Here is a 21,547-nt window from a genome sequence, read left to right on the forward strand (position 1 = left end):
GCGATGCCGCGAAGGTGGCATCGCCAAGCTGTGATCCGCAAGCCCCGCGAGGCCTTGCCTGCAGGAATCGACCCCTCGCTCAGACCGACGTCGAGGGTTTGCCCGAGCCGAACACGCCCTTTTGGGTGAACTGCGACATCCGGCGCTCGTCGTAACCGAGCGTATCACGCAAGACCTGCTCCGTGTGCTCGCCCAGCAACGGAGCAGCCACAGGATCAATCGGGCCGGTCAAGCTCATGGTGATCGGCGGCTCGATGTTCGGGACCCACTCTGCCGTACGATGCGGAATCCGGTTCAAGCGATGGCGCTCTCGCGCCTCCGGTGCATTGAATCCCTCCTCGACAGTCCGGAGATAACCGACCGGGATATTGGCCAGCTTCATCTTGGCCATCCAGTTCTCGAGGATGTCGCTCGCAAAGACCTCCGCGATGGCCGCTCGCAAGAGCTCCTTGTGCTCGGAGCGGGCTTTGCGCGTTGCAAACTGCGGATCGGTGATGAGATCAGGCCTGTTCAGCACCTCGACGACCAATCTGCGATAGAGCCGGTCATTGGCACACGCGATGTAGAGCGGCCCATCGGAGGCCTCGTAGACGCCGACGGTGGGAGACCCGCTCGGCGAATTGCCGAACCGCCCAGGGTTCTCGCCGTTGATCAGATAAGCCATGCCATAGAAGCCGGTCATGCCCATCGCGACGTCGAACAGGGCGACCTCGACATGCTGACCGCGACCGAGCCGATCCCGCGCCAACAGCGCCATCAGGATGGCGTTGCAGGCAGACATCCCCGTCGCCATGTCCACGATGGGCGGGCCGGTGCGAACCGCAGGGCCATCGGCAAATCCGTTGAGCGACATGAAGCCGCTTTCCGCCTGCGTGATCGGATCAAAACCGGGACGCGAGGCAAATGGTCCGGTGCGCCCGTAGGCGGAGATCGAGCAATAGACCAGCCGCGGATTGAGCGGCGCAACAGTTTCATAGTCCAGGCCAAATTTCTTCATGACCCCGCTGGAAAAGTTCTCGACGACCACGTCGGCCTTGCGAATCAAATCCAGCGCGATCTCACGAGCCTCCGGCACGGTAAGGTCGAGCGCGATGCCGCGCTTGTTGCGATTCAGGCTAAGATAGGCAGCACTCTCTCCGCCGATCTCGGCGTGTTCATACGCACGCGTGTCATCGCCCCCGTCTGGATTTTCGATCTTGATGACGTGCGCGCCGAAATCAGCAAGCGTCTGCGTACAGGCCGGGCCAGCAACCACACGCGTGAAATCGACGACCAGCAGACCATCGAGCGCGGTAGGCGCGCCCGTCGCCCGCGACGAACGTTCCGGCAATTGAGGCTTGGTGGGCATCGACGGCGCTCCCTTACATCGGCTTATGGTTGCCGAATTTCCCGCAGGAGCAAACTTAAAGCCCGGCACCGCTGACTTCGCAAGTCCTTCGCCCGCATCGCTTCAATACGCAAAAAGGGACCGGCAGCTGTCAAGCTGCCGGGCCCTTGGACGTTCCGTGTTGCGCTCCATCTCGCGCGAACCATTTTCCGTTGCGGGAATCGCGTTCCGCACCACGGGAAACCTGGCACCATTCGCTCAGCGAAGCCGCTTTCGCCAGTAAAGCGTGTGCGCCCAAGCCCAGGGCACAAGGGGTTCGAAGAGCCGATAGCCCGCCCGGATGAAATTATTGGCAGACACCGGATTGTCCGTCGTATCCGAGACGATGCTGTCCCATCCAATACGCCGTCCTCTCGCCTCGATCACCCGCATCAGCCTGCACTGGAGGTCACGTCCCCAGTGCCGCTGCAACACACCGACCCTGTAGAAATAGCCGCCATTTCGAATGTGCGTTGACGGCACGACACCTGCGAATGCTACCGGCTCACCGCCGTGGTAGGCAAGCCACCACGCCCCTAACTCGAATTGTGGCAAGGCAGCCGCATCGAACAACGTCGACTGATGCCGATCGGCCAATGTGTCGGCGATGTCGTCATCGGATGCATCGAAAAAGCGAATTCTGTACATGAGACGGTCCATTGGCGAAGGACGACGGGAGTGGAATGCAGCAATGTCGTCGCGGCTAAGGCTCACTTGCCGAGCACGACCTTGACGCTTAGCCCGACCACACCCATCAGGCCGGTGGCGATCACCGTAATCACGGCCTTGAGCGTGTAGCTCTGCGCCTGCTCCACGCTCGTTCGCCATCGGCGCAAGTGCTGAAGATCAGCCCTCAGCTCCTTTCGGTCGTCGTCTTCGATTCCGAAAGACGCCAGCACCGATGCCACCGTCCTCAATACGATGGCATCGATATTCGCCTGCTGAAGCCTGTGTTGCTCGGCCAGCGTCTCGGCAACGATCGCCCTGATTTCGTCATCTGGCATCTTCACCGCTGGATGATCCCCGCAACATTCTCAAAAGCCGCCCTTGGCGAAGTACAAGGAGACAAGAGATTGGCTGTGATCGCCGCAAATCCAGCGAGAGCGTCCGCGGAACCAAAGCCGAGGACCCGGCCCAGACCAGGAAGCTTGCCAGGTAGAGCGCGACGCAATAGCCCGTCATTTTGTCTCGCTCCACCAGTGCCGATCTCCGCTCCCGGAGACCGCAGCGGCGCGAGCGAAGAGCCCGGCGCCGCGGGCCGGCTCGCTTCGGCGCAGGGCCAGCAATGGTACGGACGGCGGCGCCCCGATCGGCGCTCCAGGTTTGACCGGATGCGCGACCACAGTCGCTCTCGACATCGAGACGAAAAAACCCGCGGCGGATGCTTTCCGCGCGGGTCAACCAAACTCGTTTCGATGATGGCATTATGCCGGTGTTTTGCCCGACGTGTCAAACGAACGAATTCGCGCAGGCTGCGTTAGGCGATCAGGAGAGCCGGCAGATGACGCTCAAGACGAAGTCACAAAACACATCGCGAAATCTTCCATTACGAAAGCCGCGTATCGACAAGGACCGCGACACGCAAGAGACCATCGTTGAAGACGCCGGCGTTACGGAGGACAGCGACCGCGATCTCGTGCATGGCGAGGGCGGCACCATCGACCTTCCCACCAGGCCCGGCGATTTGTCGAAGGACGATTAGGCTGCTTCGCGAGCGGCGCGACGCGTAAAACATCGCTCATTCGACCACGCCGTGCCGGAACTTACGCCAAGGCGGGCGCGTTCGTTCCTTCAGGAGGAACATTGTGCGATGAGCCATACCGTACTGGTTGTTGACGACGATCCCGGCGTGCTCGACGTCATCGTCGACATGCTGGAAGATCTCGGTTGCGAAGTCATCAGCGCCCGGAGCGGCCCGGATGCGCTCGACCGGCTCAGGCAGAACCAGAACATTTCCATCCTCATCACCGACATCAACATGCCTGGGATGGACGGTCATGAACTGGCAGAGTTGGCCAGACGACGCCGCCCGGAACTGAAGATCCTGCAATTGTCGGGACGTGAGCCCCGGCGCGACGGCCTTCCCATGATCAGAAAGCCGTTCTCGTTCGAGGAACTCGCCAGCACCATGCAGCGGACCACCGGCATCTGCTGAAGGCCGCAAGCCCAAAACGTCGGAAAGCGCAAGAACCCAAAACAAAACCCGCGGCGGATCGCCTCCGCGCGGGTTGAACCAAACTCTTTTCGATGATGGCATCATGCCGGTGTTTTGCCCGACGTGTCAACGCGGCGAACGCGGACAAAGGATTGCCTCTCCCAATCAGATATGTGGTGTGCAACGGGCTTGCTTCAAGCCCCCGACCCTGCCGTAGAACCCTCGACCCGAACACCATCCAAACCCGAGCGGTCATCCCATGCCTGTACTGCTTCCGACGTCCCGGACGCGCGGTCACGCCAAAGCGGCCGGCGCCCGCCACGCGCAAGATCACGCAAAAGATCACGCACAAGACCATGCCGTGGTGATCGCCGGCGGCGGCCCGACCGGCTTGATGCTGGCCGCGGAGCTCGCGCTCGCGCATGTCGACGTCGCCGTGGTCGAACGGCGCGCCCATCAGGAACTGGTCGGTACGCGCGCCGGCGGCTTGCACGCACGCAGCATCGAAATCCTCGACCAGCGCGGCGTCGCGGATCGTTTCATGCGTGAAGGGCAGATCACCCAGCTCGCGGGCTTCGCCTGGACCAGGCTCGACATCAGCGACCTCCCCACCCGGCACGCTTACGGGCTGGCACTGCGGCAGAGCCACATTGAGCGCATCCTGGCCGACTGGGTCAGCGAGCTCGCGGTGCCGATCTATCGAAGCCGCGAGGTGACGGGTTTCGCGCAGGACGAGACCGGCATCGACGTGACGCTCTCCGGCGGCGAGACCTTGCGCGCAAACTATCTGGTCGGCTGCGACGGTGGCCGCAGCCTGGTGCGCAAGGCCGCGGGCGTCGATTTCGCGGGCACAGATCCGACGCTGAGCAACCTCATGGCCGAAGTCGAGATGCGCGACGAGCCGGCATGGGGCCTGCGCCACGACGCGCTCGGCTTTCACGGCCTCAGCAAGACCGAGAGCGGGCGCGTGCTGGTGGTCGTGACGGAAGCGACCCTCGATCGCACCGGCGCGCCCGGCCCTCGCGATCTCAGCGACGCCCTCGTCGCCGTTTACGGCACCGACTTCGGCCTCCACAACCCGTCTTGGATCTCCCGCTTCACCGATGCGGCACGGCAGGCGGGGTCCTATCGCAGCGGTCGCGTGTTGCTCGCCGGCGATGCCGCGCATATCCATCACTCCGTCGGCGGACAAGGCCTCAACATTGGCGTGCAGGACGCCGTCAATCTCGGCTGGAAGCTCGCGCGAGTGGTCAAGGGCCTGTCGCCCGAAACCCTGCTCGACACCTACCACGCCGAGCGACATCCCGTCGGCGCGCGGACCTTGCGCAACACCATGGCGCAAATCGCCCTGCTCCGCCGCGGCGAGGACGGCCTCAAGGCCGCGCGCGAAATCGTCTCCGAACTGCTCGCGATGGACGCGCCGCGCCAACGTTTTGGCGCGATGATGAGCGGGCTCGACGTGCACTACGATCTCGGCCAAGGACACGCGCTGCTCGGGCGCCGCATGCCCGATCTCGATCTAACGGTCGACGGGCGTCCGCTGCGACTGTTCACGCTGCTGCACGGCGCGCGCGGCTTGCTGCTCGATTTTGGCAAGGCCGGCAACATCGACATGACGCCCTGGGCAGATCGCATCGATCTCGTCGAAGCGGACTATCACGGTGCATGGGAGCTCCCGTCCATTGGACAGGTCGCTGCGCCCAAAGCCGTGCTGGTACGCCCCGACGGGCATGTGGCGTGGGTGGGAGACGAGAGCCAACACGGACTGGCGGACGCGATGACGAGGTGGTTCGGACCGGCTTCAGACTAGTTTCCGAATGCTGTCGTGGAGCCGATACATCCAAAGGCAATGCCGGTGATCCTGACCACAGCGGCAGAGCGAGAGGTTTGGCTGAGGGCGCCGTGGGATGAAGCCAAGGCACTGCAACGGCCGCTGCCGGACGAAAGCTTGAAGATTGTTGCGCGCGGCATCGAGAAGGAAGATGTATTCACCGCTGCTACAGTCCTATGTTCGGGCGAGCCGGGCTAACGCTGATTATGCCGAACCATCGGTACAGAAAAGAACGGGCAAGCCTTCAAATCGATCGGAGTCCTTGTAACGAGCCGAGAAGCGCTCGCGCGAATCGCGACCAAATGTATCGCCGTCTTTGACCACAAGCCCGTGCTCAACCAGATAGACGGCAAGACCGTCCACCTTGTTGATCAGCGTTGGGAGTGTCAGCTTTTGGGTCTCGAACTCGATTTCACGCTCAGCAAATGCTGACAGCCCCATCGTTACTGCTCCGATGCCTGTCTTTGATCGGAACGGTAATATGTCCACCCACAGCGAGGAAGGATAGTCCGGATACGGCGCAAACGATTGGCTGGACATGTCCAACCATAGATCGGCGGAACGTGCGACCTTGCCATTCCATACAACAGCGCAACATTCCGGCACCGTCGCGATCAATGCGCCGATGACAGCAGTTGTCAGACGAGCGGCGGGCAGCGGCCGCTGGTTTTGACCAAGCACCGAGACGATCAGATGCCCACGGTGCCGCGCCGCGACCGTCTTAGCCTGCGGCCATGTCGTGGAGGCGCGCGACCACAAGCCGGGATCGTCAGGAATGGGCGCCGGCATCGACATGACGGCAACAAACTCGTTGCCACAGCGAATGAGCGGCGAGTTTGCCTGAGGCGGTTGCGTGTCTCCGTTCTCCGCAAGGTCAGTTGCCAGCTCCGGATGTCGCGCGCGAAGGGCCTTGGCAACCGCCGACATGTCCGGCGTCACAGGATTGTCCAATAAGACCAGAGAGAGAATCGAGTTACTCATCGACCGCCCCGCAGAAATGCGGCGAGCCCGACGCGCGGAAAGGAAGATGTAGCATCGTCATCCTGAACGGGATATTCCTGTTGGGACCCTGAAGAGCATTGAGAAGCAGTCCGGCCTGAAACTAAGGTAAGAGCCATGCGTAATTATATTGGTCTTATCCATAAGGATGCCGATAGCCATTTCGGCGTTTCATTTCCGGATTTCCCCGGCGTTGTTACTGCCGGCACCACCCTGGATGATGCTCGTCATATGGCGGAAGAGGCCTTGGGCCTTGATATCGAGGGTATGGCAGAGGATGCCGAAGCCATCCCCGAACCCTCTGCCCTCGAAGAGGTCATGTCAGATCGGAACAACCGTACCGGCGTTGCCATCCAAGTGAACATTGAAATCCCCCGCACCGCAAAATGAGTAAATTCCGCAAACCGGCCACCGGCACGCCCGAAAGATTCTTCTCAACAAACTAGCAAATGACAAAGACGGTTCGAAACCGGCGGCCTAGGCTTGATCCATCACCGCGCCTCACTCGGCATCGATCGGCAACGACAACGCCGGGGTCGCGCTCCCGCCTGCTCGCACGATGGACATGCCATGCAGAAGCGCCGACGTTTCAAGCAGACCACGACACTCACCGAACGGCTCGCCGAGGAGGCCGCGCGGCTTCGCGAGGAAGCGCGCACGCTCGCGCCGGGGCGCCGCCGCGAAATGCTGCTGCGCAAGGCGCGGCAGGACGAGACCGCCATGCACATCGACGCCTGGCTGCATTCGCCAGGGCTGAGGGCACCGTCATGACCCTACAATATCGCGCCTACCTCGTTGGCGACAACGGCGTCTTCCACTCCGCCGAAGCGTTCGAGGCCGCCTCCGATGCGAACGCCCTCACCTTCGCGCAGCAGTTCACGCGGCGCGGCAAGGTCGAGGTCTGGCAGCTCGGCCGCAAGATCGCCGTGCTCGAGCCCGAGTCATCGCCGCCGGAATTCCTCACGCGTCAATGATCGCGTGATGTCGCGGGCGTCCTGAAGGTCTCGAACGCGAACGAGAACTTGACCTGCATCACGGGACCTTGGGCATCGCGAACGTCGATCGCCATGGTCTGCCTGCCGCCCGCAGCAGGCGCGGAGAGGATGGCATCGCGCGCCATGTCCGCGACCGACTTGGCGGCCTCCGCCTGAACGGCGCGCGAGCTGGCCAGCTCCAGCCCTTCCTCGTCGAGCGCTACACCGGTGTCGTCGCGCAGGTCGAAATAATATCGGGGCATTCGCAGTATCCTTTGCCGGTATAGGTCCGAAACGGCCAAAGGGTTTCGAGCGGCTCGAAAAAAACTGTTGGAATCAATAGGTTCCGGGAACTCTACTTTTCCGTTTTGGCGGTGCTGCGCCTGCCCTAGGCCTGTGTGCGCCCGGTGCCAGCCTCGAATCCCATCGGCGAACAAGCGCCGGCCGCCGCGTCTCGCCCGTCATGTCTCATTCCATCGAAGGAGGATTTCGCCCGCTGTGTGCGCGGCATCACGGAAGCGCGCGCCAGGTCGGCCTATCACTCATCCCACGACGACGGCTTGGAACAAAACAAACAACCAGACAGGTGGACCATGACGAAGACCTTGATGATCACGAAGATGGCGGCAGCGATCGTGTTGGCCAGTGTTGCGGCAGGCGTTGCGAGCAGCTCGGCGCAGGCCGGCTGGGGCCAGAATGGACAGTATGGCAACACGCCGCAGGCCCACCCTCAATTCGGTCCCCATTTCAACGGCTATGGCGGCAACGGCGGCCAGCGCCCGGTCGTCTATCCCGGCCCCCGGCCGATGCCCCAGGTCAATGTCTATCCGCGGCCCGCGCCGCCGGTCTATATCCCGCCGCAGGTCGTGGTCCGGCCGGTGCAGTATCCGGTTGTCGTGAACAGGCCGGTGTACGTTCCGACGCCGCAGGTGGTGGAAAAGACGGTCGTCGTGCAGCGCCCCGCCGTGGTTGCGGCACCGGTCGCGGCGGCTGCGCCCGCCCCGGTGGTCAACAACAACTGCAACTGCCTCGTGAAGGAATATCCTCAGGCCGGTGTCGTGGTGTTCAGGGATATCTGCACCAAGGAAAGTGCGACCTACACCAACCTGCCGCAGCAGACCACGCAGGCCGTGCTGCCGCCGACCCAGTAATCGCGCGGAAGCCCGCGCGCTGGATACGATGACAAATCGAACGCGGCAGCATCGCCTGCCGCGTTCGTGTTTCGGGGGTGAAAGCGACAAGGGCGCACCGACATTCGGCGCACCCTCACTCCTCCGCAAGCTTCCCGACGATATAGGCATCCACCGTTTCGGCGAACGAGCGCTGGACACCGACCGCGGTCCCATGCTGGTCGAGCGCATCGCGCTGGAGCACGCGCAGGCCGCGGCCGCGCATGCAGGCCGGGGCCGTGTTCAGATATTGATCGATGGCGCCCTTTGCGAGCGGGATGGCCTTCGGGTCACCCCTTGCGATCAGAAGCCGCAAGAGGCTCTGGCATTCGGCCAAACTTGGCATGGGATCAGCGCCTCACGCCTGCCGCGATTTCGCCGGCCGCTTGACCGGCTGGGTGTGGGTGCCGAACAGCGCCAGCAAAAACGCAACTTCTTCCTTCGAACCAACCTGGATCATGATGATCTCCTTTTCGCTAGGTTGGTCTGGCACAGCCGGCGGGGCGTTCGAGACAATCTGGTTTCAGCACTGTTTCAGGCGTGTTTCGTCGGGGCGCGCCATGGCGGGCCAGCAAATTAGGAACTGCTTTTGGGATGAAGAAGTTATTCGAGCGTCGGTCCGGATGCACGACCGACACCTCCCAACGGCCTCAGCTCGCCCCCCGGGCTGGGGCCGTTTCTCCGCCCGCGCAAATTCAACCCGAGCGCGCCTGGTTCTGGTCTCGGCTGGGTTTCTCCCAGGACAGCTTGTTGCAGCCGGAGCACCGAAAGATGGCAATCGCCCCCTCGGGTGAGCTGACCGCATCGATGAATGTCATGGGCTTGTTGCACGCGGCACACATCGGCCGCAGCCTGGTATCTCGGTTTGCCATGCGCGCAAACGCGGCACAGCGGAATAGGTTTCTATTGCTTTTCGCTGTTCTTTAACGCCTGCGACCTAATTTTTCCCGCGGCGTTTGAGAGGGCGTGGGGTTCGCGTGATGGCTGTGAAGTGTGCGGGATGTGCCGACGGGACCGAGCTCCCGTTCCAGTTCAAGATGGCGTTTCAGCCGATCGTCAACGTCGTCGAACACCGCATCTGGGGCTATGAGGCCCTGGTGCGCGGTCCGAACGGCGAAAGCGCGCACAGCGTCCTCAGCCAGCTCACCCCCAATCAGCTCTACCGCTTCGACCAGGCCGCACGCGTGCTGGCGATCGAAACCGCAGGCGCGCTGTTCGACGACCCCGAGGCGCGGCTCTCGATCAACTTCCTGCCGAATGCGGTGTACGAGCCGCGCGCTTGCATCCAGAAATCGCTGGAGGCCGCGCGCCGCGCGAGCTTTCCGACATCGAATTTGATGTTCGAGTTCACCGAGAACGAGCGGATCGCCGATCCCGCGCATATCGAAAACATCGTCCGCACCTACAAGGCATTCGGGTTCTGGACCGCACTGGACGATTTCGGCGCGGGCTATGCCGGCCTCAGCCTGCTGGCCCGGTTGCAGCCGAACCTGATCAAGATCGACATGGAGCTGGTGAGAGACATCCAGCTTAGCCACCCCAAGCAGGTGATCGTTTCCGCGGTGGCCGCGATCGCGCGCGAGCTCGACATCACCGTGCTGGCCGAAGGCGTCGAGAGCGAGGCCGAGCTCACTTCCTTGCGGGCCGCCGGCATCGCGCTGTTCTAGGGTTACTATTTCGCAAAACCGGGGTTCATGTCGCTGCCGCAGGTCCGCGGATTTCAGCAGATGGATGTCGCCGTCGCCGGCTGACGAAAGCCGCAAGTTGCTTTTTCAGGATCTGCGCTTCTGCGTGACGAGGCGCAGCGCGATGCCGTGCTGCCAGGCGCGCACCCTCACCGCCGCTTCGCTGCGACCAAGCTCGCCGGCGATCTCGTCCGGCCGCCAGCCGGCTTCGGCCAGCGCCTTCAGCCGCTCGTGCTCTTCCGCTGTCCACTTCTTCAACAACGGGTAGCGTGATTGCATGGTCGGAAGCGGTCTCGCCTGCGTGGTCGATGCAGGCGACAAGCGCGCGAAGCAGGCGAAGTTCCTATCCGACATTGCCATGAGATCTGCGGCGCGATCTGCAGCGCGATCTGCAGCGGGCCTCCCGCGGATGGACCGGGGCCTGCGACAGTGCTCGCTCAGATCCAGACTTCCTCGCGGCACGAATCGCACCGATAGATCAGGATCGAGCAATCGCGCCTCACATCGAAGATCGACGTCAGGCAGCGCGTGTCCCTCTCGCATTTCGGGCAAGCCGGCCTTGGCTTGTAATGATCCGGCCTCGTTGCCGGGCCTGCTTGCTGTTCGCTGCTCATCTCATTCCTCGTTGGAGGACTGAGTTCCTAAGTGCCAAAGTGCACATTCGTTCCAATCACCCGGGTGGCGCTTCGAATGGAAGAGAGGGCCTAGACGCCCCATGATCGCGCGCGCCGATTATCGGCTTCATCCTGAACGATCAAGCGGGTTTGTCCTGAACGATCAAACCGGCTTGCTGTTGGCGGGTCCCCCCCCCCCGCAATTCGTCCAGGCTCTCGAGTGTGCAGATGCGCGCGGCGCGGCGGGCCAGTTCGTCGTAATTTTGCGCCACCTTGCGCAGCACGTCCCGCGTCTCGGGATATTCGCAATTGTCCGCCTTGGTGCGGAATTCTTCCGCCCGCATCCGCCAGTACCGCGGAGGGTGCATCCGCTCGGCTCCCATGGGCCACTCCCCTCAGTTGGTCCAACTGTTCTTGTTCCTTAATGAAGAGCACGTCCAGGAGTTCCGCGCAGATGGTCCGGTTCCGATCACACGTCGAGATTGCGCACGAACTGCAGCTGACAACGACAGCATCTCGCGGGAAAGATCGACTTTAGTTCAAATGCAGCAGGGCGGATTCGGCAGGATGCAATGGGTTTGCGCCATGCTGGAACATGTCCCTTGCGACGGAGGCAACGGGGATAGCTCGGAGAGACCGTCGATGTATGTCGTCGCCGCCGCGTTGCTGGTGCTGTCGGGACTGTTCTACTCCGCGAGCCATCACGAGATCGGCTCGTTCGGCGTCACCATGTGCACCTATGGAAGTGCGTTCTGCGATAACCCGCTGATCGTCTTTGCCGGCGCCGCGCTGGCCGGCGCCTGGGGCATGTTCGTCAGCATCAAATAGTTCCGACGGCACTCGCTCAGGAGACAAGCGTCTCGCCGGTGTCCGTGCGCGGGTTGCGAACTGCGCGACGGCCGCCCGGTTGCACTCGGGATGCGCGCAAAAGCGGACAGCGTATTCTTCGATGATGTACTTATACAGGTGTTTTGCCCGACGGGTCAAACGAAGATTCGCTTTATCAGAAACGAGCGAGGAGCGCGTTACGCGTGGTCCGGGAACCTTGTTCCCTCCTTAGCATTTGTGAAGGACGCGCCCCGACCGAGGTCCCTCCCGCCATGACCGACAGTGCCCTCACCCCCACGAAATCCGCGCCGACACTGTTGCAGAGGCTGGGGCCGGGTCTCGTCACCGGGGCGGCCGACGACGATCCGTCCGGCATCGCCACCTATTCGCAGGCCGGCGCGCAATTCGGTTATGGACTGCTCTGGACGGTGTTTCTGACCACGCCGTTCATGATCGCGATCCAGCTCGTCAGCGCCCGGATCGGCCGCGTCACCGGCAAGGGGCTGGCCGCCAACGTCATGCAGATCGCGCCGCGCTGGGCGGTGCTGTCGCTCGTCGGCATGCTCGTCGCCGCCAACACCTTCAACATCGCCGCCGACATCGCCGCGATGGCGGAGGCGCTCTCGCTGGTGATCGGCGGCCTCAACCACGAGCACGCGCTGATCTTCGCGGCGGGCTCGACGCTGCTGCAGGTGTTCCTGCCCTATCGGCGCTATTCGCCGGTGCTGAAATTTCTCACCTTGGCGCTGTTCGCCTATGTCGCGACCGCCTTCACCGTCAAGATCCCGTGGAGCACGGCGCTGCTCGCGGCGGTGTGGCCGCAGACGAATGTCAGCGCCGACTATTTCATGATGGTGGTCGCCGTGCTCGGCACCACGATCAGCCCGTATCTGTTCTTCTGGCAGGCCTCGCAGGAGGTCGAGGAGATGAACCAGGGCAAGCGCGACAAGCCGCTGCGCGAACTGAAGCGCGGCGGCAGTCCGGAGCTGGCGCGCATCCGGGCCGACACCCTCTCCGGCATGCTGCTCTCCAACGGCATCGCCTTCTTCATCATCCTCACCACCGCGTCGGTGCTGCACGCGAATGGCGTCACCAACATCAACTCGGCGACCGAGGCAGCCGAAGCGCTGCGGCCGCTCGCCGGCGACTTCACCTTCGCCCTGTTCGCCACCGGCATCATCGGCACCGGCCTGCTCGCCATCCCGGTGCTGGCGGGCTCGGCCGCCTACGGCGTGGCGGAGATCTTCGGCTGGCGCGCGACGCTGGAAGCGAAGCCCGACGAGGCGGTCGGCTTCTACACCATCATCGCCGCGGCGACCGCGATCGGTTTCGGTCTCGGGTTCACCGGCATCGACTCGATCCACATGCTGGTCTGGAGCGCGGTGCTCAACGGCATCGTCGCCGTTCCGATCATGGCCATGATGATGCTGATCGTCTCGAGCAAGGCGATCATGGGCCGCTTCAAGGGCCGCTCATGGCTCATCGCGCTGGGCTGGCTCGGCACCGCGCTGATGGCGCTGGCCGTGCTCGCTCTGCTCGGCTCGTCCGCGATCGGCTGACTAACTTTGCGACAGGGCCGCCGAGATCTGCGAGGCGATGATGAGGGCCGCGAACACGGCCGGCACGCTGATGAAGCGCAAGAACTGGTCGATCGAAAGCATCGCTGTCTCCCCCAAGACAAAAACGTCTCCGCCCGCCGCGCTATTCCACCCCGTGCGCGGCGTGCTGATCGGCCGTCAGAAACTGATCGGAAATGGCGGCGCCACCCATCGTGAGCAGCGCCAGGATCGAAATCACAGCCAGAAATTTCATGGCCGGAGGGTCGATCCCGATTGCGGCCAAAAACGTCACAGCATGGTCCCTTTTCACGACGATGCCGGGAAAGATCATGGCTGTCCCCACCAGATTCCACGGAGTTTTCCGCTAGAACGGCCGGAACGGGCTTGCCTGCGCACCTCGCCGGACTTCACTGCGCAGGGTCGTTAGCCTAACAATTGTGGCTGGAGCCGGGCTTGCGGGCCGGCCAAGAAAAAGCCCAGCCGGGCAACAGGGAGCGACATGAGCAAATCATCAAAAGCAACAAGTCTCGAAATTCTCGCCTGCGATGCCGGTTGGAGAAACTACCACTTCGTCAAGCTGACGACCGAAGACGGCATCGTCGGCTGGAGCGAGTTCGACGAAGGCTTCGGCTCGCCCGGCGTCGGCGCTGCGATCCAGCGCCTGTCTGCCCGCGTCGTCGGGCAGAACGTTTTCCGGCACGAGCGCATCTACGCCGAACTGTTCGCGGCCACACGTCCCGCCGCCGGCGGCGTGGTGGCGCAGGCGCTCGGCGCGATCGAGAATGCGCTGCTCGATGCCAAGGCGAAGTGTCTCGGTGTGCCCTGCTATGAACTGCTCGGTGGCAAGATCCGCGACCGTGTCAGGGTCTATTGGTCGCATTGCGCAACGTGGCGGATCAATCATCCGTCCTGGTACAAGCCGCCGATCGAGAACCTCGACGATGTCAAGGCGATGGGACGCGAGGTGCGCGAGAAGAAGTTCACCGCGCTCAAGACCAACATCTTCTCCTACGATGACGGCAAGCCGACCGGCTGGCGGCCGGGCTTCGGCTCGCCCTTCGCCCCCGAGATCAACGTCGATCGCAAAATCCTGCGCGACTTGCGCATGCATCTGGAAGCGATCCGGGACGGTGCAGGCCCCGACGTCGACATCCTGCTTGACTGCAACTTCAACGCCAAGACCGAGGGCTATTTGGAGATCCTGCGCACCATCGCGGACCTCGACATGTTCTGGATCGAGATCGACAGTTTCAATCCGGAAGCGCTCGGTTACATCCGCAGGCAAAGCCCGCACCCGATCTCGTCCTGCGAGACGCTATTGGGCTTGCGGGAATTCCTGCCCTATTTTCGCGAGCAGGCTATGGACGTCGCGATCATCGACACGCCCTGGAACGGCGTTTGGCAGTCGATGAAGATCGCAGCCGCTGCGGAAGCGTTCGAAGTCAACGTTGCGCCGCATAATTTCTACGGTCATCTCTGCTCGATGATGAACGCGCATTTTTGCGCCGCTGTGCCGAACCTGCGCATCATGGAGATCGACATCGATCGCCTGGCGTGGGACGGCGCGCTGTTCACGCATGAGCCCGAAATTCAGAACGGCCATCTGCTCATTCCGGACCGGCCCGGCTGGGGCACCGAGCCAAACGAAGAAGCCCTTCGCGCGCATCCGCCGAAGACCACCGGCGGGCTCCTCAACTACGGTCGCAAGAATTAAAGCGTCTCACGGCGTTACCGGATTGACGGTCGGGGACGTCTTTGGCCCCGGCCGCGCCGGCTCGATCGGTGATTTCGGTTCGGTCGGGAGAATCTTGGCACCTACGGCGCGCGCAGCTTCTCCCGTGGTTGCATACATCGCAACGTGAGCAGGCTGCGTCTTGGCGCGATTCCATGGCCCATGATCGACGACGAGCATCGCGGCGATCGTCACCGCGGCCACAATCAACGCGATCACGCCGGGATGGCGAAGCGCCGAAGACATGGAATTTGCGAAGCGATCCATTGCCATCGAAGGACCCATACGTTTTTCCTATCGCAGGTTAATTCAATTCGGTCCCGCGAGTTCCGCTCCTGGCCCAGGGGAAGTTCCCAGCCAATGCGTGGAACCTGACGGTACAAGGGGTCAGTGTTTCACATCCGGCCGCGCATCGCCCACGAACCGGTGGCGGTTCGGCATTTTGACCGCTGCAAGCGATTTGGCATCGAGCGTCGCATCCCCTCCTACCAGTCCATTCAGGTTCAGGATGTACGCGGACACCGCATAAACCTCCTCATCGCTCAACGATTGCGGCGCGTTCTGCGGCATCGCGCGGCGGATGTAGTCGAACAGCGTCGGCGCATACGGCCAATAGCTGCCGACCGTGCGGATCGGCTTTGGCGTTGCGATCGTGCCCTGCCCACCGACGAGCCGGTCACCGAGCCCGCCCTCGCCCTTGTCGCCATGGCATGATGCGCATTGCTGGGCGAACACCTCGCGCCCATGGCTGACCGAGCCACTTCCCTTCGGCAGATTGCTGCCGTCGCCTCCGACGTCGATATTCCAGCCCGCGATCTCCGCAGCCGTCGCGGGGCGTCCGATGCCGTACAGGCTTTGTGCTTGCGCTCCGCTCGCGAACGCACACAGCACGATGACGATAGCAATGCCGCAAGTCTCACGCCAGCGCATTGGTCACCTCGCCGTCGGCCGCGATGCGCCAAGGCCAGATCGCGTTGTTGTGGTAGAAATAGTTCTCGCCGCGCACCGCGAGCAACTCGGAGAGCGTCGGCTGCACATAGCCGGTCTCGTCGATGGCGCGGCTCTGGATCACGGCAGGCTTGCCGTCCCACTGCCAGGGCAAGCGAAAGCGTGTCAACGCACGCGTCAGCACCGGCTCCTGCAATTGCGCGGTTTGCCAACTCTTTCCCTCGTCGACGGACACTTCGACGCGCGCGATCTTGCCATGCCCGCTCCAGGCGATGCCCGTGATCTCGTGGAAGCCGGGCGCGCCCAGACGCTGGCCGCCAGAGGGCCGCGTGATGATCGACTTCGCCTCCATGTAGAACGAAAATTCACGCGCGGTGCCATCCGGCAGCAGGTCGGTGTATTTCGAGGTCTCCTCGCGCGAATAAACCGGCTCCGCAGTTACATGCAGGCGCCGCAGCCACTTCACACTCATGTTGCCCTCGAAGCCCGGCAGCAATAGCCGCAGCGGATAGCCCTGCTGTGGACGCAGCCGCTCCCCGTTCTGGCTGTAGACCAGCATGGCGTCCTCGAGGCATTTCTCGATCGGGATGCTGCGCGTCAGCGCAGCCGCGTCGGCACCCTCGGCGACGACCCATTTGGCTTCTGGCTTCAGCCCGGCCTCCTGCAGCACCAGCTTGAGGCTGACCCCGGTCCATTCTGCACAACTCACCAGACCTACGAGGTCGGACGCTGTCTTGCCATAAGGCTTGCTGTAGCCGGGGTTGCCGGAGCATTCGAGAAAGTGGACGCGCGATTGCGACGGGAAACGCCTGAGATCATCCATTGTGAAGATCAGCGGGCGCTCGACCAGTCCGTGCAGCATCAACCGGTGCTGGACCGGATCGATGGTCGGAACGCCGCCATGATGACGCTCGTAAAACAGGCCGTTCGGGGTGATGATGCCATCGAGCTCCTGCAACGGCGTCCGGCTCGAGGCCGAGATGTACTGCTTGAGAGTCGTCGAGATGTTCTTGACGACTCTCTTCTCGAACGGCGATGGCGCGCCATAGAGCTGGCCCCCCGTCGGCTCGCCCGGCGCCTTCATCCATTCGGGAATGTTGGGTGGAAGGTTGTCGGTCCCGGCGGCAGCCGATGCGCCGGCGCCCAGGACAGTGCCACCCGCAGCCGCCGCGCTGGCGCGCAGAAAGTGACGGCGGGTCGTGTCGGCCGATTTGTCGTCGGCATCAAACGTGCTGCTCATTTGCGGGTCCTCGGCTGAAGCGCGACCCGCATGAAACATTCAGCGACGAGCATTTGCAATTCGCAGCTGTTTCAAAAATGAGCGATTTCGACCGCGACTGATCTAAATTGGCGGCCGCGACGGCAATTCTCTTCGCAATGCACAAACGGCTCGTCGGTCACTCGCCCGGCGCGATCGCATTGCTCGGGGTCGGCCGGTCGGCGATCTGCTGGCCGAACAGGCTGCCGATCAGTTCGACCGCGGTGCGTGCGGTGCGGCCACGCTCGTCAAGAAAAGGATTGAGCTCGACGATGTCGACTGATCCGACCACGCCGGAATCGTGCAAAAGCTCCATGATCAGATGCGCCTCACGATAGGTCGCTCCGCCCGGCACCGTCGTGCCCACGCCGGGTGCGACGCAGGGGTCGAGAAAATCGACGTCGAAGCTGACATGCAGTACGCCGTTGCTGGCCCTGACGCGCTCGATGACGCGGCGGATCAGTACGGCGACGCCGAACTCGTCGATCTGGCGCATGTCGACAACCCTGATCCGGCGCGTGCGCATCAACTCCTTTTCGAGCTTGTCGATTGAGCGCGCGCCGAACAGGTCGAGCCTGTCAGGATCGATCGAGGCGCGCGGATCATCGCCGAGCAATCCGTCGAGGCCAGGTTCGCCGCACAGGAATGCCGCCGACATGCCGTGCATGTTGGCGGTGATCGTCGTTTCCGGCGTGTTGTAGTCGGCATGGGCATCGAGCCAGAGCACGAACAGCTCGCGTCCGCGCTCCTGCCAGTGACGGGCCATGGCATTCACCGATCCCATCGACAGCGTGTGATCGCCACCGAGGAAAATCGGCAGCGCGCCGGTTTTCGCGATCTCGTAGCCTCTATGGCTCAGCACGCGCGTCCAGCGCTGGATTTCGCGGTAGTGATTGGCTTTGTCGGGAGGCACGTCTGCGAGGTCCCGGAGCTCGGCCACGGAGAGATCGCCGTAATCGACGACCTCGAAATCTAGGCTCTCGAGCAGTGTCGCAAGGCCGGCGGTGCGGAGCGCCGCAGGACCCATCAGGGTACCGCGCTGCGAAGCCCCCATGTCGATGGGAGCGCCGAGCAAGGCGATGCGCCGGGCTCGATCCGTCGTGGTTCGATCGGTCACAGCTGTCTCCTGAGATCAGCAAGCTTGAGCCAGCCTAACAGAGATTCGCATCCGTCGTTTCACGGGGAAGGTCCGCGCAGGGGCGCATCCTCTCGGAACAAAAGCCCGCGCGCCGAATTGCTCATCCAAGGCCGGTACCCGCCGTAAAGACCACGGCGCCTGTCGCGGATAGCCAAAGGTCGTCCGACCCGCTGTTCAGAACGAGCGCTCGCGCGGATAGCCAAAGGTATCGGCCTCCGCCAACACATGATCACCTGGAGGTTGCGCACTTGAGCACGGAGATCCCGCAGTCCACCTCACATCCCGGCATGGCCGAGCGCGCCATCGATGCCGCGACGGACGTATCCCGCACCATCGGTGAAGTCGCAGGTGGCCTGCATGCAGCTGTCGACCGCGTGACCTCCGCTATCGACGAAGCTCGAAAGCCGGGCAAGCCCCTCGCGACCGTCGCCGCGATCACGCGCGAAGCACCGCTTGCCAGCCTGTTCGTGGCTTTCCTGTTCGGCGTCGCGGTAGCGCGTCGGCGCTAGAGATCGAGCGGACCCGTTCAGGCGGCACTAACGGCGGCGCACTCGACCGCGAGGAATTGGTGCTCGAATGCTTCCGCCGGCATCGGACGGCCGAAGAAATAGCCCTGGCCTTCCTCGCATCCCATGCTCACCAGGAAATCGGCCGTAGCGCGGTTCTCGATGCCCTCGGCCACGACCGTCAGTCCGAGCCGTTTGCTGAGGCCGATGGTCGACCCGACGATCGCGGCATCGTCGGAGTTCGCGAGCAGACCGAGCACGAACGACCGGTCGATCTTGAGTCCATCGAGCGGAAACTTCTTCAAATAGCTCAGGCTTGCATAGCCAGTGCCGAAATCGTCGAACAGGACGCGGACGCCGAGCTGCTGGATGCGCTTGAACATGTCGAGCACGCGGGCTTCGTCGTGAAGCAGGATGTCTTCGGTGACCTCGAGTTCGAGCAGCGACGGCGTGAGCCCTGTCGCTTCGAGCATCCCCGCAACTGAATGTGCGAGATCGCCGGAGTGGAGCTGCGAGGGCGACAGGTTGATCGCCACCCGCACTCTGTCGCCGGACAATTCCCAGGCGCGTGCTTGCCGGCAGGCGGTCTCCATCACCCAGTTTCCGATCCGCTCGGATAGGGCTGAGCTGTTGACCACCGGCATGAACTCTCCCGGCGAAACGTAGCCGCGCACGGGATGCCGCCAGCGGATGAGAGCTTCGGCCCCGACCAGGCTCGCGTCGATCAGGCGAACCTGGGGCTGGTAGAACAGTTCGAACTCGCCGCGATCCGCGGCGAGCGCCAATTCACCCTCCAGCGTTAGCCGGTTCTCCAGCTCCTCTCGGATCGCGCTCTCGAAGACCACATAACCGCCGCGCCGCGTCAGCTTTGCCTTGGTCAGCGCAAGATGACCGTTGCTCAGGAGATCGTCGGCGTTGTGCCCGCCTTCTGGATGGACGGCGACGCCGATGCTGATCCTGACGCGATGCTGCCGCGTGCCGGTCGCAAGCGGCGCTTCGAACGCGCGCGCAATGCGCTCGGCGAAGTCCGCGATCGGCTCGTCGCCATCGGCGCCTTTGCGCGCAATGGCGAATTCGTCTCCGCTGAGCCGGGCAACGATAGCGCCGTCGTCCGCCTGGTCCTTCAAGCGGCCAGCGACCGCCTGCAGCACGAGATCTCCGGCGGCATGACCGAGCATGTCGTTGATGCTCTGGAAACCGTCGAGCCCGATGACGAGTAGCGCGACCTCGCAAGGGCGCTGCCCCGCATCCGCGATCATGCCGACCAATCCTGCATGCAGCGTGTTGCGGTTGGCAAGTCCGGTCAGCGCGTCGTACTCGGCGAGATATCTGACGCGTTCGGCCTCGCGCTTGCGGACCGAGATATCGCGCAGGATAGCTCCGTACTGAAAGCCGTCCGTTCCCTGCCAACCCGAGAAGCTCGCCTCGACCGAGAAAATTTCACCGTTCTTGCGCCGCCCTTCGAATTCAACGACGACCGCTCCGCCGGGGACCAGGAGTGCCTGGCGCGCGGCGTCGCGCATGGACGGCCTCGCGTCACCGTCCACCGACACGGCGCACAGCGTTTCGAACGGGCGGCCGATGATCTCGGCGGGCATATAGCCGAAGATCGCACTGGCGCCGGGATTCCACACGGTGATCAGCTGACCTTCGTCGGTGCAGACGAGGCCATCGCCGAGCGACATCGCGATACGATGAAAGCGGCTTTCGGCGATGCGCCCCAACAGACCGCGGAAGTCGATTTCGTCGAGTGCGATCGCCGTCAGATAAGCCACAATCGCGATGTGGAACAGCGATGTGTCGATGATGAAGGGCCATCTTGCCTGCACGAGGACCGCAACCAGTTCGAAGATCGCTCCGGCTGAGATCAGGAGTGCGACGCGAATTCCCGGTCCGAAGCGGCGCCACGAAAACACCATCAGCAGGCAGATCACGGCGAGACCCAGGATCATGCCGGTATCGGAAGTCCAGCGCAGCATCCGGCTCTGGAGGATCGATTCCGCTGCCAGCGCCTGGAGGATGGGTCCGGAGATGATGCGGCCATTTGGAACGCTGAAGCGGTCGCCAAGCTCGAGCGCCGTCGCACCAATGATGACCTTCTTGTCTCTCAGCTTGTCGAGAGTAGCCGGTTCGCCGCGGAGCACGTCGACATACGAGACACTCGGAACGGAGCCCGCCCGAATGCTGAAATCGATCAGGAAAGGCGGCCGCCGATTGGCGTCCTGTCCGGCCAGCACGACGGCCATCGACGGCATCAAGGCGTCGCCGAGCTTCTCGCCGAATGGATAGCGGCGAACGAGCCCGTCGGATTCGATCGCGACATTGACCAGCGCCGGCCACGACTGGTTGCTGAACGGCTTCAGGGGCCGATTGATGTGAGCTGCTCCGCCATTCGGCGTCGGCTGCTTGAAGGACGGCAGGATCGTCGAGCCGCCGACCTCACGCAGTGCGTTGACGAAGGCCTCGTCGGACGCCGGATCGGATGGCGAGCTGAAATCGACATCGAACGCAACGTCCTGCGCCCCCGCGGCCTCTAACCTGTGCAACAGTTCCGCGTGCAGCCGGCGCGGCCAGGGCCATACCCCGATCTGCTCGATCGAGGGCGCGTCGATGGCCACCACGACGACATTGCCGCTCGCGGCACGCGATTGCCAGGCGAACCGCAGGTCGGTCAGCGCGTTGCGAACCGCGCCATGCCACCCCGTGGACAGCACGATCGCAAGCGCGATCACGACTAGAATATGCGGACGATAGCGCTTCACTCCGATCCTCCCGCGCACCGGCT

At 63.1% G+C, this 21,547-nt stretch carries 24 protein-coding genes and 4 pseudogenes; 14 read left to right on the top strand and 14 right to left on the bottom strand.

The features are described from left to right. Nucleotides 1-79: 79 nt before the first annotated feature. The 3 genes from AC0L27_RS19015 to AC0L27_RS19025 form a co-directional block, all read right to left on the bottom strand. On the bottom strand, nt 80-1,348 hold the full coding sequence (locus AC0L27_RS19015; protein WP_473320002.1) for a CaiB/BaiF CoA transferase family protein: 1,269 nt from the start codon (nt 1,346-1,348) through the stop codon (nt 80-82). A 237-nt stretch (nt 1,349-1,585) separates the two neighbouring features. Continuing rightward, nucleotides 1,586-2,014: a GNAT family N-acetyltransferase gene (locus AC0L27_RS19020; RefSeq protein ID WP_473320031.1), complete on the bottom strand. Its 429-nt coding sequence runs from the start codon at nt 2,012-2,014 to the stop codon at nt 1,586-1,588. Between the two features lie 62 nt (nt 2,015-2,076). Continuing rightward, entirely contained in the window at nt 2,077-2,376 is a 300-nt protein-coding gene (locus AC0L27_RS19025; RefSeq protein ID WP_354210231.1) for a hypothetical protein, read from the bottom strand. A 491-nt stretch (nt 2,377-2,867) separates the two neighbouring features. On the opposite strand from AC0L27_RS19025, the gene AC0L27_RS19030 reads away from it, so the two are divergent. The 4 genes and pseudogenes from AC0L27_RS19030 to AC0L27_RS19045 form a co-directional block, all read left to right on the top strand. Continuing rightward, nucleotides 2,868-3,068: a hypothetical protein gene (locus AC0L27_RS19030; RefSeq protein WP_473320004.1), complete on the top strand. Its 201-nt coding sequence runs from the start codon at nt 2,868-2,870 to the stop codon at nt 3,066-3,068. Between the two features lie 108 nt (nt 3,069-3,176). Next, nucleotides 3,177-3,521, top strand: coding sequence for a response regulator (locus AC0L27_RS19035; RefSeq protein ID WP_473320006.1), 345 nt, complete (start codon nt 3,177-3,179; stop codon nt 3,519-3,521). A 259-nt stretch (nt 3,522-3,780) separates the two neighbouring features. Then, complete coding sequence (locus tag AC0L27_RS19040) at nt 3,781-5,331, top strand: FAD-dependent monooxygenase (protein WP_354254739.1); 1,551 nt, start codon at nt 3,781-3,783, stop codon at nt 5,329-5,331. A gap of 3 nt (nt 5,332-5,334) precedes the next feature. Further along, nucleotides 5,335-5,550 (top strand): annotated as a pseudogene (locus AC0L27_RS19045) (SOS response-associated peptidase); the annotation flags it as partial. 6 nt (nt 5,551-5,556) lie between these two features. Here AC0L27_RS19045 and AC0L27_RS19050 read toward each other — a convergent pair. Further along, complete coding sequence (locus AC0L27_RS19050; RefSeq protein ID WP_354210235.1) at nt 5,557-6,333, bottom strand: DUF4261 domain-containing protein; 777 nt, start codon at nt 6,331-6,333, stop codon at nt 5,557-5,559. A gap of 58 nt (nt 6,334-6,391) precedes the next feature. Between AC0L27_RS19050 and AC0L27_RS19055 the strand changes: the two are divergent. From AC0L27_RS19055 to AC0L27_RS19070, 4 genes and pseudogenes are all read left to right on the top strand, one after another. After that, nucleotides 6,392-6,463: pseudogene (locus AC0L27_RS19055) on the top strand (type II toxin-antitoxin system HicA family toxin); the annotation flags it as partial. A 5-nt stretch (nt 6,464-6,468) separates the two neighbouring features. Next, nucleotides 6,469-6,720: pseudogene (locus AC0L27_RS19060) on the top strand (type II toxin-antitoxin system HicB family antitoxin); the annotation flags it as partial. 201 nt (nt 6,721-6,921) lie between these two features. Next, on the top strand, nt 6,922-7,122 hold the full coding sequence (locus tag AC0L27_RS19065) for a hypothetical protein (protein ID WP_354057716.1): 201 nt from the start codon (nt 6,922-6,924) through the stop codon (nt 7,120-7,122). After that, entirely contained in the window at nt 7,119-7,325 is a 207-nt protein-coding gene (locus tag AC0L27_RS19070) for a hypothetical protein (RefSeq protein WP_354057714.1), read from the top strand. Before AC0L27_RS19065 ends, AC0L27_RS19070 begins: the two co-directional genes overlap by 4 nt. Here AC0L27_RS19070 and AC0L27_RS19075 read toward each other — a convergent pair. Next, nucleotides 7,319-7,588 (bottom strand): DUF6894 family protein, encoded by a 270-nt coding sequence (locus AC0L27_RS19075; RefSeq protein ID WP_275169783.1) that lies wholly within the window; start codon nt 7,586-7,588, stop codon nt 7,319-7,321. The genes AC0L27_RS19070 and AC0L27_RS19075 overlap by 7 nt on opposite strands. 330 nt (nt 7,589-7,918) lie before the next feature. Here AC0L27_RS19075 and AC0L27_RS19080 point away from each other — a divergent pair, with 330 nt between their 5' ends. Next, on the top strand, nt 7,919-8,476 hold the full coding sequence (locus AC0L27_RS19080) for a hypothetical protein (protein ID WP_275169782.1): 558 nt from the start codon (nt 7,919-7,921) through the stop codon (nt 8,474-8,476). A gap of 115 nt (nt 8,477-8,591) precedes the next feature. Here the strand turns inward: AC0L27_RS19080 and AC0L27_RS19085 are convergent, their stop codons facing one another. Beyond that, on the bottom strand, nt 8,592-8,840 hold the full coding sequence (locus tag AC0L27_RS19085; protein ID WP_473320007.1) for a hypothetical protein: 249 nt from the start codon (nt 8,838-8,840) through the stop codon (nt 8,592-8,594). 634 nt (nt 8,841-9,474) lie between these two features. On the opposite strand from AC0L27_RS19085, the pseudogene AC0L27_RS19090 reads away from it, so the two are divergent. After that, a pseudogene (locus AC0L27_RS19090) lies at nt 9,475-10,158 on the top strand (EAL domain-containing protein); the annotation flags it as partial. 108 nt (nt 10,159-10,266) lie between these two features. Here the strand turns inward: AC0L27_RS19090 and AC0L27_RS19095 are convergent. Then, a complete protein-coding gene (locus tag AC0L27_RS19095) occupies nt 10,267-10,458 on the bottom strand; it encodes a hypothetical protein (protein ID WP_275169780.1) in 192 nt (63 codons plus the stop codon). Nucleotides 10,459-10,933: 475 nt separating this feature from the next. Further along, nucleotides 10,934-11,176 (bottom strand): hypothetical protein, encoded by a 243-nt coding sequence (locus AC0L27_RS19100; protein ID WP_473305206.1) that lies wholly within the window; start codon nt 11,174-11,176, stop codon nt 10,934-10,936. 259 nt (nt 11,177-11,435) lie between these two features. Between AC0L27_RS19100 and AC0L27_RS19105 the strand changes: the two genes are divergently transcribed. Continuing rightward, nucleotides 11,436-11,621, top strand: coding sequence for a hypothetical protein (locus AC0L27_RS19105; RefSeq protein ID WP_275169777.1), 186 nt, complete (start codon nt 11,436-11,438; stop codon nt 11,619-11,621). A gap of 272 nt (nt 11,622-11,893) precedes the next feature. Then, nucleotides 11,894-13,180 carry an NRAMP family divalent metal transporter gene (locus tag AC0L27_RS19110; RefSeq protein ID WP_275169775.1) on the top strand — a complete coding sequence of 429 codons (1,287 nt, stop codon included), beginning with the start codon at nt 11,894-11,896 and terminating at the stop codon, nt 13,178-13,180. Between the two features lie 142 nt (nt 13,181-13,322). On the opposite strand, the gene AC0L27_RS19115 is transcribed toward AC0L27_RS19110, so the two are convergent. Next, entirely contained in the window at nt 13,323-13,511 is a 189-nt protein-coding gene (locus AC0L27_RS19115; protein WP_275169774.1) for a hypothetical protein, read from the bottom strand. A 168-nt stretch (nt 13,512-13,679) separates the two neighbouring features. On the opposite strand from AC0L27_RS19115, the gene AC0L27_RS19120 reads away from it, so the two are divergent. Next, a complete protein-coding gene (locus tag AC0L27_RS19120) occupies nt 13,680-14,894 on the top strand; it encodes a mandelate racemase/muconate lactonizing enzyme family protein (protein ID WP_275169773.1) in 1,215 nt (404 codons plus the stop codon). Between the two features lie 6 nt (nt 14,895-14,900). Here the strand turns inward: AC0L27_RS19120 and AC0L27_RS19125 are convergent, their stop codons facing one another. From AC0L27_RS19125 to rocF, 4 genes are all read right to left on the bottom strand, one after another. Continuing rightward, the gene (locus AC0L27_RS19125) at nt 14,901-15,197 is read right to left on the bottom strand and encodes a hypothetical protein (RefSeq protein ID WP_275169772.1); all 297 of its coding nucleotides are present in this window, start codon (nt 15,195-15,197) and stop codon (nt 14,901-14,903) included. Nucleotides 15,198-15,299: 102 nt separating this feature from the next. Beyond that, entirely contained in the window at nt 15,300-15,842 is a 543-nt protein-coding gene (locus AC0L27_RS19130) for a c-type cytochrome (protein ID WP_473320009.1), read from the bottom strand. Then, the gene (gene soxC, locus AC0L27_RS19135; protein ID WP_275169770.1) at nt 15,829-17,100 is read right to left on the bottom strand and encodes a sulfite dehydrogenase; all 1,272 of its coding nucleotides are present in this window, start codon (nt 17,098-17,100) and stop codon (nt 15,829-15,831) included. The genes AC0L27_RS19130 and soxC overlap by 14 nt, the downstream gene beginning before the upstream one ends. Nucleotides 17,101-17,257: 157 nt before the next feature. Further along, on the bottom strand, nt 17,258-18,235 hold the full coding sequence (gene rocF / locus AC0L27_RS19140) for an arginase (protein WP_275169769.1): 978 nt from the start codon (nt 18,233-18,235) through the stop codon (nt 17,258-17,260). 269 nt (nt 18,236-18,504) lie between these two features. Between rocF and AC0L27_RS19145 the strand changes: the two genes are divergently transcribed. Continuing rightward, on the top strand, nt 18,505-18,765 hold the full coding sequence (locus AC0L27_RS19145) for a hypothetical protein (RefSeq protein ID WP_275169768.1): 261 nt from the start codon (nt 18,505-18,507) through the stop codon (nt 18,763-18,765). 17 nt (nt 18,766-18,782) lie between these two features. On the opposite strand, the gene AC0L27_RS19150 is transcribed toward AC0L27_RS19145, so the two are convergent. Next, nucleotides 18,783-21,524 carry an EAL domain-containing protein gene (locus AC0L27_RS19150; RefSeq protein WP_473320011.1) on the bottom strand — a complete coding sequence of 914 codons (2,742 nt, stop codon included), beginning with the start codon at nt 21,522-21,524 and terminating at the stop codon, nt 18,783-18,785. Nucleotides 21,525-21,547 lie beyond the last annotated feature (23 nt).

It is taken from the genome of Bradyrhizobium sp. Ken51 (assembly GCF_055807435.1).

What these genes read in the sequence shown, in the direction of transcription:
- AC0L27_RS19015 (WP_473320002.1), bottom strand. Translation starts at nt 1,348, where the DNA reads ATGCCCACCAAGCCTCAATTGCCGGAACGTTCGTCGCGGGCGACGGGC.
- AC0L27_RS19020 (WP_473320031.1), bottom strand. Translation starts at nt 2,014, where the DNA reads ATGTACAGAATTCGCTTTTTCGATGCATCCGATGACGACATCGCCGAC.
- AC0L27_RS19030 (WP_473320004.1), top strand. Translation starts at nt 2,868, where the DNA reads ATGACGCTCAAGACGAAGTCACAAAACACATCGCGAAATCTTCCATTA.
- AC0L27_RS19035 (WP_473320006.1), top strand. Translation starts at nt 3,177, where the DNA reads ATGAGCCATACCGTACTGGTTGTTGACGACGATCCCGGCGTGCTCGAC.
- AC0L27_RS19040 (WP_354254739.1), top strand. Translation starts at nt 3,781, where the DNA reads ATGCCTGTACTGCTTCCGACGTCCCGGACGCGCGGTCACGCCAAAGCG.
- AC0L27_RS19050 (WP_354210235.1), bottom strand. Translation starts at nt 6,333, where the DNA reads ATGAGTAACTCGATTCTCTCTCTGGTCTTATTGGACAATCCTGTGACG.
- AC0L27_RS19065 (WP_354057716.1), top strand. Translation starts at nt 6,922, where the DNA reads ATGCAGAAGCGCCGACGTTTCAAGCAGACCACGACACTCACCGAACGG.
- AC0L27_RS19070 (WP_354057714.1), top strand. Translation starts at nt 7,119, where the DNA reads ATGACCCTACAATATCGCGCCTACCTCGTTGGCGACAACGGCGTCTTC.
- AC0L27_RS19075 (WP_275169783.1), bottom strand. Translation starts at nt 7,588, where the DNA reads ATGCCCCGATATTATTTCGACCTGCGCGACGACACCGGTGTAGCGCTC.
- AC0L27_RS19080 (WP_275169782.1), top strand. Translation starts at nt 7,919, where the DNA reads ATGACGAAGACCTTGATGATCACGAAGATGGCGGCAGCGATCGTGTTG.
- AC0L27_RS19085 (WP_473320007.1), bottom strand. Translation starts at nt 8,840, where the DNA reads ATGCCAAGTTTGGCCGAATGCCAGAGCCTCTTGCGGCTTCTGATCGCA.
- AC0L27_RS19095 (WP_275169780.1), bottom strand. Translation starts at nt 10,458, where the DNA reads ATGCAATCACGCTACCCGTTGTTGAAGAAGTGGACAGCGGAAGAGCAC.
- AC0L27_RS19100 (WP_473305206.1), bottom strand. Translation starts at nt 11,176, where the DNA reads ATGGGAGCCGAGCGGATGCACCCTCCGCGGTACTGGCGGATGCGGGCG.
- AC0L27_RS19105 (WP_275169777.1), top strand. Translation starts at nt 11,436, where the DNA reads ATGTATGTCGTCGCCGCCGCGTTGCTGGTGCTGTCGGGACTGTTCTAC.
- AC0L27_RS19110 (WP_275169775.1), top strand. Translation starts at nt 11,894, where the DNA reads ATGACCGACAGTGCCCTCACCCCCACGAAATCCGCGCCGACACTGTTG.
- AC0L27_RS19115 (WP_275169774.1), bottom strand. Translation starts at nt 13,511, where the DNA reads ATGATCTTTCCCGGCATCGTCGTGAAAAGGGACCATGCTGTGACGTTT.
- AC0L27_RS19120 (WP_275169773.1), top strand. Translation starts at nt 13,680, where the DNA reads ATGAGCAAATCATCAAAAGCAACAAGTCTCGAAATTCTCGCCTGCGAT.
- AC0L27_RS19125 (WP_275169772.1), bottom strand. Translation starts at nt 15,197, where the DNA reads ATGGGTCCTTCGATGGCAATGGATCGCTTCGCAAATTCCATGTCTTCG.
- AC0L27_RS19130 (WP_473320009.1), bottom strand. Translation starts at nt 15,842, where the DNA reads ATGCGCTGGCGTGAGACTTGCGGCATTGCTATCGTCATCGTGCTGTGT.
- soxC (WP_275169770.1), bottom strand. Translation starts at nt 17,100, where the DNA reads ATGAGCAGCACGTTTGATGCCGACGACAAATCGGCCGACACGACCCGC.